Genomic DNA, 14,469 nt, shown 5'->3' with positions numbered 1-14,469 from the left:
TCACTAAGAAGTATGTATAATTAGGAATAAATGATTTTTCTGAACCCTATTGGAGGTTACATAATGAATACAAAACGTATACCAGGTTTTCAATGGGCAATGATGATATTTATTTTCTTCATTATTGCTTATGCAGCACCTATTATACTTAAAGATTTTCAAGGTACAATTTCTCTTAAAACTTTTGTCTTTGACATGAGCAGCTTAGCACCATTTATTGCTGCCGTTATATGTTTACTCGTCTTTAAACACAGAGGTACGCAACTTGGTAGTTTAAAGTTTTCAATTAGTTTAAAAGTTATAGAACGTATCATTTTAGCACTTGTCATACCATTAATTATTTTTATTATTGCTATGATTTGCTTCAATGTTTATGCTGATAGTTTTGTACTACTACAAACAGACGATTTATCTGTTTCAATTATATCAATTATTATTGGTCAAATTATCATGGCTTTCTTAGTAGAGTTTGGTTTCCGTTCTTATTTACAACATATTGTTGAAACTAAGATGAATACATTTATCGCATCTATTATTGTGGGCATTATGTATTCAATATGGAATGTTAATATTTCATTTAGCTTTGATTATGCGATATATAGTTTCCTTTATTCTTTCGCTTTTTCAATGATTATTGGAGAACTTATTCGTGCTACAAAAGGACGTACAATATACATTGCGACAATATTCCATGCGACAATGTCATTTGGATTCGTTTTCTTATTTAACGAAGAATTGGGCGATGTGTTCCCAATGAAAGTAATTGCTTTAACTACAGCCGCTGTTGCTGCTGTTTACATTCTATTAAGTATTATCGTTCGTTCGATTCTTTATTTCTTCACAAAACGTAATTTAGATGAAGTGGATGATAACAACTACCTTGATCACGTTAATGAAACATCTGAAAACGATGCACAAACTGATGATGATGTTGATGTAGATAGTGTTAAAGATGAAAATAAGACAAGCACGTCGTCTTCGGACAGCTTAAAGTCAACGACTGCTGCAAGTGGTGTTGCTGCGGCTCATCATACAGCGCATGACTCAGATCAACAACACACTGATGAGACAACAAAGACGACAACTTCAACAGTCGATGATAAAAATACAGCATCGTCTACAGCATCTACTGTTAATGAAGCAACTGAACAAAACAACGCAGATTTAACTACTGATGATAATCAAAAAAAGACAAACACTGAAAGCAACACGACGTATGATGATCATGTTGAAATAAATGAAGAAGATGACAAAACAAAATCTAATGATAATAACGACTCAAACAATTTGACTAATAGTTCCGTTGAAGCATCTACTGAAAAAGTAAAGCATGATACAACTGACAACGATAATGAGTCATTAAAAACAAGTGCACGTTATTCATCTTCTCGTAAATCTTCGGCTGTGAGTGATGCGAAAGCATCCATTACAGATGATGATCATGTTGAAGACACATCATCAACTAAATCAAACTCTACAACCGCAACACATAATGATCAAGAAGTAGACAATGATTCAAATGATAAACAAACGCGTTCACCTTTTAATCTTAAAAGTAAACGTGGTCACCGTCGTTAGTCACACCAATGCGTAATATTATTAAAACTTGAGGAGTATGGTATGCCTCAAAAAGTGTCGACAGAGCCTCTGGCTTTGTCGACATTTTTTGTTTATGCTGTCTGCGCGTCCGATATTGCTTTATTAACTAGTCAGGCCTCTCCAAAGCATTATCATCTTTAAATAAAAGTACAAAAAAGCGGATGAGACATAATTACATGTCTCATCCGCCATTTTTATTATTTATTTTTCAAGTACTTTCACACCGTCTGGTGAACCAATAATAATTTGGTCAGCAACATCTAAGAAATAACCGGTTTCCAATACGCCCACAAGATGGATTAAATATTCATGCATTTCATAAGCATCTATACTTCCGTTTAATTCTAAGTCCAATATATAGTTACCATTATCTGTAATAAATGGCACATCATCAACAACACGGCGTATTGCTTTAATATTACCCTTACCATATGACTCAATCTTTTTAGAAACGAGTAGCCAATTAAATTTATCTACTTCCACAGGAAGCTTAAACGTTTGGCCTAAATAATCTACGCATTTACTATCATCTATTAAAACAATAAATCTGTCTGCCATAGCATCAATTACTTTTTCTCTGAATAGTGCTCCACCGCCACCTTTTATAAGGTTTAATTGATTGTCTACTTCATCAGCGCCATCAATTGCGATATCAATTTTATCCACATCGTTTACATCGACTACACGCATACCTAATTCCTTTGCGATATAAGCTGTTTTGTTTGAAGTACAGACGCCAGTTATATCAATATGTGCTTGTTCTAATTTCTCTGCGATTTTTGGCACGAGTAGTTCAATTGTTGAACCTGAACCAATACCCACAACCATACCATCTTTAATTTGGTCTAATGCATCATCAAATGTACTTAACTTCAACTGTTTTTTATTCATAATGCTTCCCCTTTACACACAGTACTTTTATCTTTATTGTACATGAGATTCATAAAAATACATAGCTAAAAAACGTAAATATAAGACGCTAATATATGTTCACTTGCATATTCTGAAAATTGTTTTAAAATGATAATCACTAAACTGCAGGAGGTACTGAATTATGATTTATGCGCTAGATGCAATTTCTACAGGTAAAATTCAAGATTTATCATACAGTACGAAAAGACCGATGCGCTCAGCCTTAAACAAAAAGAGAATTACAAGTCAAATGTGGTTATCGAAGACTGGGTTTATTGAAGATGAGCAAGAATATAAAGGACACGGTGGACCAGATAAAGCGCTATGCCTTTATAGTAAGAAGAACTATGAATTATGGAAAAATGATGTTTCTACATTACCTGACTATGCTATGTTTGGTGAGAATTTAACTGCTGTCGATTTAGATGAAAATGACATTTATTTGGGTGATCAATTTCAATTAGATGAAGCAATTGTAGAAGTATCTGAAATAAGAGAACCATGTTGGAAAATTCAAGAAAAGTATAAAATTCCAGATTTAGTTAAGCGCATGTCGCGTTCTTGCAAGACTGGGTTTTATCTTAGAGTTATCAAAGAAGGATTTGTAGATGATGGTGCAAATTTAGAATTCATACATTCTTCAAACACGCATATGCCGCTTTCAGTGTTCGAACTGAATGACATCTATTATAACGATAATAAAAATATAACGCGTTTAACAGATGCTTTGAAAAATCCCTATCTAACTGACGAGAGACATTCAAAATTGCAAAAATTTTTAAAACGCGCACAAAACATCGCAGAGAAATAACTATATAAATGGGGACTAGATAGAAAACTAAATTTTTCTAATAAGGTTTGTTGTATGATTCGACTTCGGCAAAGATGACTAGAAAATGGACTACAAGAATTGTAAGTCTTTAAAAGTTTAATATAAGCGCATTTCCAATGCAGTTAACTACTGCCAATATAAAAATAAGTCTGAGACATATATTAATGTCCCAGACTCATTTGCATAATATCAATTTAGTTTCTATAACTCTTTTTCAAAAATTTTATATGACGTTTTTGAATAGTATGGTTGATTCGCTTCCAATATAGATGGTGCTTTTTCTCCCATTAAGTTAATGTCATTTGGTATACATTGCGTTTCAAGCGTAAAACCAGAATGTGCCTTATAAATATTAAAGTCACTTTGCCAACTTGTAGTATCATTAAATGTGAAAATGACAACATTTGGCATGTCAGTGTTCACTGTTAATAAAAAGCGTTTATTTTCAACGGTCATTTCATTGCCACCTATATCAAATGGATGATCGATGCCGCCAAAACGTTCCATTTGTGCTTTCACAACTGGATGCTCACTCGTAAAGATGTCTTTAAATTGTATGTTTCTTTCGTTAAACGTGTCCACTAAATCAATTGGTTCCATGCTTTCAACGATATTATCGTCGCCTAATAAATACATATCTAATTTTGAACTTGAAATACTATGGTTATCAATCACATTATTATCTCTATTCAAATTAAAATAAACATGATTCATCGGATTAAATAACGTTTTCTCTGTAGCGGTTGCTTTGTATTCAATTGTCCATTTATGATCAACATCATAAGAATGAATTACTTCTAGCTCAATATCACCAGGAAAATGGTCGTCCAAACTTTTTATAGTTGTTGTGAAAATAACTTTTACTTGGCCCACTTGCTCTTCAATTTCATAATCAAAGAAGCGTGTACCAATACCTTCTGGCCCACCATGTATGTTATGTTCACCGTTATTTGCGTCAAGCTGATAAGTCTTTCCATCTAATTCGAAAGTCGCATTTGCAATTCTGCCACCATAACGGCCAATTGTTGCCCCGAAATGAAATGGGTTTTCCTCATAGAATTCATCTGCTTCTACAACATTTCCAAGTACAATGTTATTATCATCGTACTTCCATGAGACAATACGTGCACCATAATTTGTAAAAACAATTTTCGTTTCTTCATTATCAATTTTAATTAAATCAATACCATTACTTTGGCTTTCTACTTTTGCAAACATCATCAATTACTCCCTTTCAAACCCAATACTTTTTCAAAAGTTAATATCAGGTTTTATCATGAATAAAAACATCACTTACAAACGTGGCCTGTAAATCACAACTCAGAAGGGGATCTTCATTGTGTTTAGGCAATGTAAACTGTCTCACTACAAGTCCAATTTATTTGAATATTTATTTTGAAAATAATAATTCAATTGTAGTGAACAATCCCTATCACACATAATACGATTAAATGTAACAACATCAATGTGATTAACTATGCTTCCCTCTAGCATAAGTTAACTTGCAAAGTCACTGTGATGGAATAACACAAATCTTGTGTAATATTTAATACTCCCTAATTCTTCTATTACTCTCTTATATTGTAACAATTTAGTCAAATGTTTATCTATACTAATCGTCAATTTTAACAAACAATCATAAAAATTGTTATACTTTTTCTATTATTATACAAATAATAGCCAAATTTTCATTTTACAATATTATAACTTTGTTGAATTCCTCTTTATTCTACTACTTAATTTATATAAGTACATAGTAATTTTATATAAACAACTTTCTATTCACTCTAAAAAGATACGTTTTTTATACACAATAAACGTATCAATCATAAAAAATAAACTACCTCCACATATTACATGTTGATGGCAGTTTATTTTAATCGCTCATTTTAAATTATTATTTTTTGTTAAATATACGTTTTACCGAACTCATAAAGCCTTTATCAAAACTCAAAATCGTATCTTTATAACTACGCACTGCAACCCATAATAGTATAAAAATAGTGATAATAGAGATAATCATACTTAATACAATTTCCCATATAGCAACATCTGGCGTGGATGCACGAACAAACATCACAAATGGTGAAAGTAATGGTATGAAGCTGGTAATTTTCACCAATAATGTATCTGTGTTCATGATACTAAATAAGGAAATATAAAATGCAATCATACTAATTAATGTCATTGGCATTAATGATTGATTAATATCTTCTATACGAGCAGTAATAGATCCTAAAATCGATGCTAAAATAATATATGAAAGTATACCAATAATCATTGATATGATACCTACGACGATTAATTGCACGGTTAATTCGTTTGGTTCAATATTAAACCCTTTTAACATATCTCCAATATCAAACAATAAGAAACATATAATGCCAGCCACAATAAATATACTGATTTGGGTTAATGCTACTGAAACCACACCTGCCATCTTCGCAAGAATATGCGTCACTGGTGACACACTCGTAATAATCATTTCGATAACTCGTGATGTTTTCTCAGTTGCGATTTCCATAGCAACTTGGCTCGCATAATTGAAAACGATAAAGAATATAAGCATCACGCCTGCATATACAATCATTGTATTAAAGCCTTTTTGAGCTTCACTTAAATTTGAATTGTTAGCATTATCTGCAAGCACTTCTGAAGTTACTTCACTTTGAGACTGTAACTGCTTTAATTCATCTTGTGATAAGTTTAAATTCGCTGCAACAAATTGTGTTTGTATAGTTGATAATGTCGCTTTTAATTTTTGCTTATCTTGTTCTGAAACAGTATCTTTACTCAATATTTTACCTGAAAGTTTTTTATTTTCACTCAGTTTAATAACGTAAGCTTTATCTAATTTTTCGTTTTTAACCTGTGACTTTGCTTGTTTTTCTGATAATTGCTTAAAGTCTGCGCCTTCATCAAGTTGATCACCTTGTGATTTAATGACTTTATAAATTTCATTATTCGATGAGACAACCCCTACTTTATCAGGTCCATCATCAAATAAATCAATAATTTTATTAATATTCGCCGCTCCAACCATTAAAAGAATCACAATAGCTGTAAAAATAACAAATGACTTTGTTTTGACTTTACTTTTATAAGTTAAGGAAAAAGTCGCAAAGAATTTATCCATTGACGTCACCTACTTTTGCTATAAAGATTTCATTTAGTGATGGTTCTACAACTTGGAACCGTTTGACGAAACCATACTGTGTTACAACTTCATAAATTTTTTCAGCAACCGCTTCTGTCTCAATCATTGCTTTGATTTCTCTTTTACTTCTATCTACTTGTAATACACCGTCAATGCTATCTATTTCTGGCATTTCATGTTCTGTTTCTATGACGACGCTTTTCTTACCATGATTTGCTTTCACTTCATCAATTGGACCTGAAACAACAAGCTCTCCACGATTTAGAATACAGACATTGTCACATAATTCTTCTACATGTTCCATTCTATGAGAGCTATATATAATAGTAGTACCAGCATCATTTAAATCTTTAACAGCTGATTTTAATAACTCTACATTGACTGGATCTAAGCCACTGAATGGTTCATCCAAAATTAATAATTCTGGTTTATGTAACATACTTGCTAAAAGTTGGATTTTTTGTTGATTCCCTTTGGATAATGCTTCAATTTTCTTTTCTCTATTTTCGTTAATACCAAACCTATCTAACCAATAATCTATAGCTTCCGTAATTTCTTTGGACTTCATTCCTTTTAAAGTAGCTAAATAACGTAATTCATCTTCTACTTTCATTTTAGGATGTAATCCTCTCTCTTCTGGTAAATAGCCAATGTGGTTGTATGAAGTCTTGTCTATGGGTTTGTCATTATATGCAATTTTACCTTCAGTGATTGGCGTTAGTCCTAAAATCATTCTGAAGGTTGTCGTTTTTCCTGCACCATTTCTGCCTAGAAAACCTAACATTTTACCTTGTTCTAAAGATAATGAAATATCATTAACCGCTGTAAAATCTTTATATTTCTTGGTTACATGTTCAATGTTTAGTGACATTGTGCCCCGACCCCTCTCTTTTTAAAAATAATATACTTTGATAATACCATTAGATCAAGCAAAGTTACATTTTAAATTCAACTTTGCTTGACATGATTCTACTTTTTTACTTCTTGTGCAAGTGATATCGCACAAGAAAAAATTAACGCTGTTTCCACTTAAACTAAGTTGGTAACAGCGTTTTAATTTCAGTATTTTAATTCCTCTTGTTTTTGATTATGAGTTTGTCCAAGTTGCTCATTTTCTTTTGGGTTAAAAGTATCCTCATACATATGAGCATTCGAGCGAATGTGATTACCATATTTATGGCTCGTCCCATATTTATTTGTTTTTCTCTCACTATCCAAACAACAAATCACTAAACAATATATTCCTAATATCCCATAAATGATATATATCAACATCAGCGTAATGATACTAGCAATATTAGCATATTCAGGATCCATCGCATTTATTAATGTAATCATAATATTAGTAACAATTAATACGGCAAAATAAATCACTGGAATCAACATTTGCCTACCAGTATCATGAAATCTTCTAACCAATAATGCCCAGCAAGGAATCAGTGTAGCTAATCCATATATAACTAGATATATAAAAGATATGAATATTAAAATGCCTCCAATTACAGTGATTTCACCAGAATAAGATGAAAGACCTGAAACAAGCATGATAAAACCTATAATAAGTAATATTAGCCCTGGTATCATAAAAATCATATGCCATAATGTCATATACCAATATTCGCTTCGACGTGAGCGCCCTTTAAAATTAACATAGTTTGTCCAGAACAATTTGAGCGCTTGAAGAAAACTAACTTTTCGCTCCATCATACTCCCCCTTTCATATTCATTTGTTAAAGATAATTTTTAATTCACATTAAATTTTGGTACATTATATGTAAATTCTTTAAATATCTTATTTAGTTTAGTGTAACAAACTATTTTGTAAGTAGTAATACAATTTTACTGATTCTAAAAAACATTTAAAAATATTTATTTTTTAAAAAACTAGAAACCGGAGGAACAACTCATGGATTTTTTACGTCGAGATACAATAACTATTGCTAAAGATTTATTAGGTATCAAAGTGATTTTTCAAGATGAACTAGAAACATTCACTGGATATATTGTAGAAACAGAGGCCTATGTTGGCAAAGAAGACCGTGCCGCTCATGGTTTTAATGGAAAAAGAACGCCCAAAGTAGAATCTTTATATAAACGAGGCGGGACGATATATGCACACGTGATGCACAATCACCTTTTAATAAATTTTGTCACAAAAGATGAAGGCGTCCCTGAAGGTGTATTAATTAGAGCTGTCGAACCTGAAGAAGGTATCGAAACCATGAAATTAAATAGAGGGAAAAGTGGATTTGAATTAACCAATGGACCTGGAAAGTGGACCAAAGCTTTTAATATTCCTCGACATTTAGATGGTTCTCGTTTAAATGAAAGTCGTCTATTAATCGACACTAAAAATCGTAAATATCCATGTGCTATTGAAGAAAGCGGACGTATTGGAATTCCAAATAAAGGCGACTGGACATTTAAACCACTACGCTTTACTGTAAAAGGCAATCCCTATGTCTCTAAGATGCGCAAATCAGATATGATTGATTCAGAACATACTTGGCGCAAATAACTAATTATAATCATATAGAAAAGGAGCTTCCAAAAATGGAAGCTCCGCTACGTTCGTTTCTATTTCTTTTATCGATTGATTTATTCAACATTACAGACCCCGCCACTGTTTAATTTAAACATATTATATTATTTTTGTTTGAAAAATGGCAGTAACTTGGGCCGACTCCTGCGGGAAAAGCACTAGCCGAAGACTACAGGCTGAGGCTGTGCCCGCGGAAAGCGTGCACAAAAAAGTGCCAACAAAGTCAGAGACTTTGTCGACACTCTGAGAGCTTCCAAAAATGGAAGCTCTTTTTTCTATATCAAGCATAAGTTTTTCATCAACTATTTATTTTTTAACTTTTTATTTCCATCTAATAAACCAAATTGAATTGTAATAATTGTACAAATAACCAATATAACTGGATAGAAAGAATATTTTAATACTTCTAAATAAGAGACATCGCCATATTGCTCTACCATTAACATCCCGCTGTCATGAGGGAGGACCATTAAAGCACTACAAGCAAATATATCTAGTAAGCTGGCCATCCGTTTAGGTGGCACTTTATATTCATCACCAATCTCTTTTGCAATTGGTGCCGAAATAATAATCGCTAACGTATTATGTGAAAGTGCAGCAGATAGGACACCTGACATCATACTGATGACATATTCAGCACTTTTACGCCCTGTAGCTTTTCGCTTCATAGCTTGAATGATCCAATCTACACCACCATAGTATCGAATCAATGCTACAAGGCCAGATACTAAGAATGCTACAAGGAAAATGTTGAACATACTTTCCATACCATCACCAATCGATTTCGTAAATTGGAAGATACCCATTTGACCTTGAACCAAACCTAGTAATCCAGCCATCCCAATACCAAGAATAAGCACAAGAATGACGTCTAAACCTGCAATAGCTGCAATTAATACAAATATATAAGATAAAATATTTATAAAATTAAAGCTTAAGTCGCCTTCTACTTTACCTGTACCACCTACAATGGCGTATATAATCGCCGTAATTAATGCTGCCGGCAAAGCGATGAGCACATTCATTTTAAATTTATCTTTCATCTTTGCGCCTACGCCGTTCGTTGCAGCAATCGTTGTATCAGAAATAATAGATAAATTATCACCAAAGTAAGCACCTGCAATAACAGCTGCACCCGCTGCTGCTACGCTTAAGTCCGCTGCTTGTGCCACGGCTACACCTACAGGAATAAATGCTGCTTGTGCTCCTGTTGAAGTCCCTAACGTTAAGGCAGCAAACCCACTCATTATAAATATTCCTGGGATAAGTAAACTTGGCGGAATCACGGATAGACCCATGTTGACCATAGCTTCTTTACCACCCATTTCAGACGTAACCGTTGAAAAAGCACCTGCAAGTAACAAGATTAATCCAAGATTTACAATGCCTGAGTTCCCTGCGTGTTCAGTGAAAATCTGAACTTTTTTCGTAAATTTCGTTTTTCTATCATAACAAGTCCATGCTATGACAATACCTATAAAAATAGCGACATGTCGTGGCAGTTGATCAAAAGCATCCTCTTTGCCCATAATCGTAAATGTAATCCCCACACCGATATATAAAATTAAAAATATTAATAACGGCAATAACGCTAACGCACCATATTGTTTTTCACTTCTTAATGATTCATCCATATACTTACTCCTTATAACCTAGTATTTACATATGATATATAGTATATCAAAACCTATTGAATGTCATTGCATAAAACTTCATTTCTTTTATTCAGTTATTTATTTTCGTTCCATCACATTGATATAGCTCATTTTAATACTACCTCTATTATATTATGAATCAATTTTGAAGCATTGCTATTACCTTTAATACTATATAAATTAACTTCTATTATAAAACAAGGTGTTAAATTACACAAAAAACTATATATTTCTAAGCATTTAATTTTTTTCTAGCATTATCATATTCGAGAATGTATAATAAATATAATGGGCTTTTGTAAGCACTTTCTTGTTTAAGTGCAAAAATTGTTTACATATCACATTATAGGAGAGATTTATTTGTAAAATGAGGGGGAATGAAAATGCTAGAGCTAGATGCTATTACTACTTTAGCACTTGCGAGTGTTTTATACCTTTTAGGTATATATGTTGTGAATCACATATCAATTTTAAGGCGATTATGTATCCCAGCACCAGTAATTGGTGGTTTGTTATTCGCGATACTTGTTGCTGTCTTACAATCAACGAACATTATAACAATAAAATTAGATTCTGATTTTATTCAGAATTTCTTTATGCTTGCTTTCTTTACAACAATTGGACTAGGAGCATCATTAAAACTACTACGCTTAGGCGGAAAAGTATTAATATTATATTTTATCTTTTGTGGCTTTCTTGCCGTATTCCAAAATATCATCGGTGTATCTATCGCAAAAGTTTTAAATATTCCGCCATTGCTTGGACTAACAGCTGGTTCAATGTCAATGGAAGGTGGACATGGTAATGCTGCAGCATATGGTCAAACCGTGCAAAACATGGGTATTGATTCCGCATTAACAGCCGCTTTAGCAGCCGCAACATTAGGACTTGTTGCTGGTGGTTTAATTGGTGGACCAGTCGTTAAATATTTAATAAATAAATATAATTTAAAACCAGAACATGCAGAAGAAACAACAAAAGATTATAGTAATGTAAAATCAAACTCATATTTAAGAAACCGCATGACACCGACAACAATTTTCCTATTACAATTTTCAATTGTAGCCATCTGTATGGCCATTGGTTCTTATTTAGGTAATACGTTCTCAGACTTAACAGGTATTAATATTCCTGTTTATGTAGGTGCTATGTTTATCGCAGTTATTATACGTAATATATCAGAATATAATAATTTAAATCTGATTGATATGAAGATTATCGATAGTATCAGTGATGTTTCTCTTAGCTTATTCTTATCTATTGCCTTAATGAGTATTCAACTTACTGAAATTTATCAATTAGCGATTCCACTGATTGTTATTGTATTAGTACAAGTTGTATTCATCGTATTATTCTCAGTCTTCGTCGTTTTCCGAGGACTTGGTAAAAATTATGATGCCGCAGTTATGATTGGTGGTTTCATCGGACACGGTCTAGGTGCTACTCCTAACGCAATGGCTAACTTAGATGTTATTACTAAAAAATACGGTGCATCACCTAAAGCTTATCTTGTCGTTCCGATTGTCGGTGCGTTCTTAATAGATTTACTTGGTGTACCAATCGTTACAGCATTCATTAACATTTTTGGTTAAGGTAAAAATGACATTTGAATCAAACTGAGATATAAACATGCTCAGTTGAATAAAAGGATGGCCGAGACAAGTATTTATGTCTCAGCCATCCTTTTTTATTACCTAATATCTAATCCTCTTTGCTCTATCCATGATTCTAGCTTAGGACTAAAGATCATTTGTGATTGTTTTAAATCTTTAATTGTTGGCGTATCAAGCATGGTCATAATTTTCTTCATATGCTCTGTGAATTGTTCAGTATAATTAATTGTCTCTGTAATGCCATGGTTCTCGACTTGGTTTAAAAATGGTCGTGACATACCAACAGCACTCGCACCTAATGCAAGGCATTTCACTGCATCTAGTGGTGTTCTCACACCGCCACTTGCTAATATATCCATATCTTGCTGGTGTGCAGTACTTTCTAATAATGATTCAACAGTCGTTTGACCCCATAAACCAAGATAATCCATATCTTTATACGTACGTCTTTCATTTTCAATATCTACAAAGTTTGTACCGCCGCGTCCACTTACATCAACGTATCGGATTCCAATCTCATGCAATTGTTTAATGGTTTCTTTGCTCATACCAAAGCCAACTTCTTTAACAATTACTGGTACATCCACATGTGCTACAATTTGCGCAAGGTTTTCCATCCATGTAGAGAAGGTTCTATTCCCTTCTGGCATGACAAGTTCTTGGGGCGCATTCACGTGAACTTGTAGCGCTTGTGCATCAAGTAATTTCACTGATTCAACTGCTTTATCTACAGGCACATCTGCACCAACATTACTGAATATAATACCATCAGGATTTGTTTCTCTTACTACACTAAATGATGAAATCATTTTACTATTACGCAAAGCAGCATGTGTAGATCCCACAGCCATTGCCATCCCAGTTTCACGTGCAATGATTGCCAGCTTCTCATTGATCTCTTTCGTCCATTCACTGCCGCCTGTCATTGCATTAATATATAATGGTTTCTTAAGTGTAAAGTCCTTTAATTCACTTTGTATATTAACATCATCCACATCAATATTCGGAATTGAATGATGGACAAACCTTATTTCATCAAAATCTGAAATTGTAGCATCTTGTTGTGCCATTGCAATTTCTACGTGCTCATTCTTTCTTTGTTCTCTTTTATTATCACTCATCTTTTGCCCTACTTTCAATCCTTATTATGTTCACTCTATTATTTAAAACATTACCTATATTTTCAATTATAAAATTAAAACCATTTTTCTTTTTTAAAATAAAAAATACTCCCTATACTAATCGCTAACATGATTGCAAGCACAATGTAATAACCGTAATCCCATTTAAGCTCTGGCATATTTGAAAAATTCATTCCATATATACCTGTAATTAATGTTAGAGGGAGGAATACAACAGATACTAAAGTAAGTATTTGCATAATGCTATTCATCTTATAGTATGAATATGACGAATAATTATCCCTGATTTCTTCTGTCATTTCTTGTGATAAGTTCATTATATTTTCTTGTTTAATCATATGATCGTCTATATGTTGAATATACATATGATTTTTGTCATCTACAAGTAATTGACTGCTTTCTTTCATATTCTCTACTAATTCTCTCATTGGATATATAATACGCTTTAATTTTATGATTTTTGAACGTATTTTAAATACATCATCCATTATTTCTTTAGTTGAGCTACCATGTGTTTCTCTATCTTCTAACTCATAGACTTTATTTTCGATATCATAAATTAATTCAAAATAAGTATCTACAACTTCGTCTAAAATATAAAGTATCGCATCTGAAGCGTCTAAATCCGATTCATAATGACTTGAGATATACTGTTCCACCTCTTGTAACACATCAAAAGGCTTATGATGATATGTAATTAACATGTTGTCTTTAATGAACAAATTCAGTACTTTATCTCCTTTATATTGCGAGTCCACACTATGAAACACTATGTATTGATAAGTATCATAGGTTTTATATTTAGCTCTTGGAGTCCCATTTACCGTATCATCAATTTCAAGCTGATTAAAATTAAAGTAGGATTGTAACATCTCGTTTTCTTCATCAGATGGATCATTAAAATCACACCAGATAAAAGTAGCTGATTCAGGAATTTCTTTAAAGTGATTAACTTGGGTTAAAGTTTCTTTGGAAGTCTGATATTTTATTGTCACACTCATAATTTCCCTCCTAAAA

12 protein-coding genes are annotated in these 14,469 nt (G+C 32.8%); 4 read left to right on the top strand and 8 right to left on the bottom strand.

Features of this window, described 5'->3' with window-relative positions:
* The first annotated feature begins 63 nt into the window (after positions 1-63).
* Positions 64-1,578 carry a peptidoglycan release complex CPBP-like subunit SdpC gene (gene sdpC, locus ACP3TL_RS00560; protein ID WP_069832975.1) on the top strand — a complete coding sequence of 505 codons (1,515 nt, stop codon included), beginning with the start codon at positions 64-66 and terminating at the stop codon, positions 1,576-1,578.
* A 222-nt stretch (positions 1,579-1,800) separates the two neighbouring features.
* Here the strand turns inward: sdpC and ACP3TL_RS00555 are convergent, their stop codons facing one another.
* Positions 1,801-2,490 (bottom strand): ribose 5-phosphate isomerase A, encoded by a 690-nt coding sequence (locus ACP3TL_RS00555; RefSeq protein ID WP_069832974.1) that lies wholly within the window; start codon positions 2,488-2,490, stop codon positions 1,801-1,803.
* 163 nt (positions 2,491-2,653) lie between these two features.
* On the opposite strand from ACP3TL_RS00555, the gene ACP3TL_RS00550 reads away from it, so the two are divergent.
* Complete coding sequence (locus ACP3TL_RS00550; RefSeq protein ID WP_069817594.1) at positions 2,654-3,322, top strand: MOSC domain-containing protein; 669 nt, start codon at positions 2,654-2,656, stop codon at positions 3,320-3,322.
* Between the two features lie 222 nt (positions 3,323-3,544).
* On the opposite strand, the gene ACP3TL_RS00545 is transcribed toward ACP3TL_RS00550, so the two are convergent.
* The 4 genes from ACP3TL_RS00545 to ACP3TL_RS00530 all read right to left on the bottom strand — a co-directional run bounded on the left by ACP3TL_RS00545 (position 3,545) and on the right by ACP3TL_RS00530 (position 8,204).
* On the bottom strand, positions 3,545-4,561 hold the full coding sequence (locus ACP3TL_RS00545; RefSeq protein WP_069832973.1) for an aldose epimerase family protein: 1,017 nt from the start codon (positions 4,559-4,561) through the stop codon (positions 3,545-3,547).
* Between the two features lie 679 nt (positions 4,562-5,240).
* Positions 5,241-6,479, bottom strand: a complete 1,239-nt coding sequence (locus ACP3TL_RS00540; protein WP_069832972.1) for an ABC transporter permease — start codon at positions 6,477-6,479, stop codon at positions 5,241-5,243.
* Positions 6,472-7,371, bottom strand: coding sequence for an ABC transporter ATP-binding protein (locus ACP3TL_RS00535; protein WP_069817591.1), 900 nt, complete (start codon positions 7,369-7,371; stop codon positions 6,472-6,474). Before ACP3TL_RS00535 ends, ACP3TL_RS00540 begins: the two co-directional genes overlap by 8 nt.
* Before the next feature lie 188 nt (positions 7,372-7,559).
* The gene (locus ACP3TL_RS00530; protein ID WP_069832971.1) at positions 7,560-8,204 is read right to left on the bottom strand and encodes a DUF805 domain-containing protein; all 645 of its coding nucleotides are present in this window, start codon (positions 8,202-8,204) and stop codon (positions 7,560-7,562) included.
* A gap of 202 nt (positions 8,205-8,406) precedes the next feature.
* Between ACP3TL_RS00530 and ACP3TL_RS00525 the strand changes: the two genes are divergently transcribed.
* On the top strand, positions 8,407-9,018 hold the full coding sequence (locus ACP3TL_RS00525) for a DNA-3-methyladenine glycosylase (protein ID WP_069832970.1): 612 nt from the start codon (positions 8,407-8,409) through the stop codon (positions 9,016-9,018).
* A 326-nt stretch (positions 9,019-9,344) separates the two neighbouring features.
* Here ACP3TL_RS00525 and ACP3TL_RS00520 read toward each other — a convergent pair whose 3' ends face one another.
* Entirely contained in the window at positions 9,345-10,676 is a 1,332-nt protein-coding gene (locus ACP3TL_RS00520; protein ID WP_285336829.1) for a Na+/H+ antiporter NhaC family protein, read from the bottom strand.
* Between the two features lie 404 nt (positions 10,677-11,080).
* Here ACP3TL_RS00520 and gltS point away from each other — a divergent pair, with 404 nt between their 5' ends.
* On the top strand, positions 11,081-12,289 hold the full coding sequence (gltS, locus tag ACP3TL_RS00515; RefSeq protein WP_069832969.1) for a sodium/glutamate symporter: 1,209 nt from the start codon (positions 11,081-11,083) through the stop codon (positions 12,287-12,289).
* A 98-nt stretch (positions 12,290-12,387) separates the two neighbouring features.
* Here the strand turns inward: gltS and fni are convergent, their stop codons facing one another.
* Both fni and corA read right to left on the bottom strand, forming a co-directional pair.
* Positions 12,388-13,431, bottom strand: coding sequence for a type 2 isopentenyl-diphosphate Delta-isomerase (fni, locus tag ACP3TL_RS00510; RefSeq protein ID WP_069832968.1), 1,044 nt, complete (start codon positions 13,429-13,431; stop codon positions 12,388-12,390).
* A 74-nt stretch (positions 13,432-13,505) separates the two neighbouring features.
* Positions 13,506-14,453: a magnesium/cobalt transporter CorA gene (gene corA / locus ACP3TL_RS00505; protein WP_277575621.1), complete on the bottom strand. Its 948-nt coding sequence runs from the start codon at positions 14,451-14,453 to the stop codon at positions 13,506-13,508.
* Between the last annotated feature and the right edge of the window lie 16 nt (positions 14,454-14,469).

It is taken from the genome of Staphylococcus caseorum, assembly GCF_049943195.1.
GTDB lineage: Bacteria > Bacillota > Bacilli > Staphylococcales > Staphylococcaceae > Staphylococcus > Staphylococcus equorum_A.
This window is presented reverse-complemented; position numbering and strand designations above follow the sequence as displayed.

Coding starts and splice junctions, on each gene's coding strand:
- ACP3TL_RS00535 (WP_069817591.1), bottom strand. CDS start 7,371: ATGTCACTAAACATTGAACATGTAACCAAGAAATATAAAGATTTTACA.
- gltS (WP_069832969.1), top strand. CDS start 11,081: ATGCTAGAGCTAGATGCTATTACTACTTTAGCACTTGCGAGTGTTTTA.
- ACP3TL_RS00540 (WP_069832972.1), bottom strand. CDS start 6,479: ATGGATAAATTCTTTGCGACTTTTTCCTTAACTTATAAAAGTAAAGTC.
- ACP3TL_RS00525 (WP_069832970.1), top strand. CDS start 8,407: ATGGATTTTTTACGTCGAGATACAATAACTATTGCTAAAGATTTATTA.
- ACP3TL_RS00545 (WP_069832973.1), bottom strand. CDS start 4,561: ATGTTTGCAAAAGTAGAAAGCCAAAGTAATGGTATTGATTTAATTAAA.
- fni (WP_069832968.1), bottom strand. CDS start 13,431: ATGAGTGATAATAAAAGAGAACAAAGAAAGAATGAGCACGTAGAAATT.
- ACP3TL_RS00520 (WP_285336829.1), bottom strand. CDS start 10,676: ATGGATGAATCATTAAGAAGTGAAAAACAATATGGTGCGTTAGCGTTA.
- sdpC (WP_069832975.1), top strand. CDS start 64: ATGAATACAAAACGTATACCAGGTTTTCAATGGGCAATGATGATATTT.
- corA (WP_277575621.1), bottom strand. CDS start 14,453: ATGAGTGTGACAATAAAATATCAGACTTCCAAAGAAACTTTAACCCAA.
- ACP3TL_RS00555 (WP_069832974.1), bottom strand. CDS start 2,490: ATGAATAAAAAACAGTTGAAGTTAAGTACATTTGATGATGCATTAGAC.
- ACP3TL_RS00550 (WP_069817594.1), top strand. CDS start 2,654: ATGATTTATGCGCTAGATGCAATTTCTACAGGTAAAATTCAAGATTTA.
- ACP3TL_RS00530 (WP_069832971.1), bottom strand. CDS start 8,204: ATGGAGCGAAAAGTTAGTTTTCTTCAAGCGCTCAAATTGTTCTGGACA.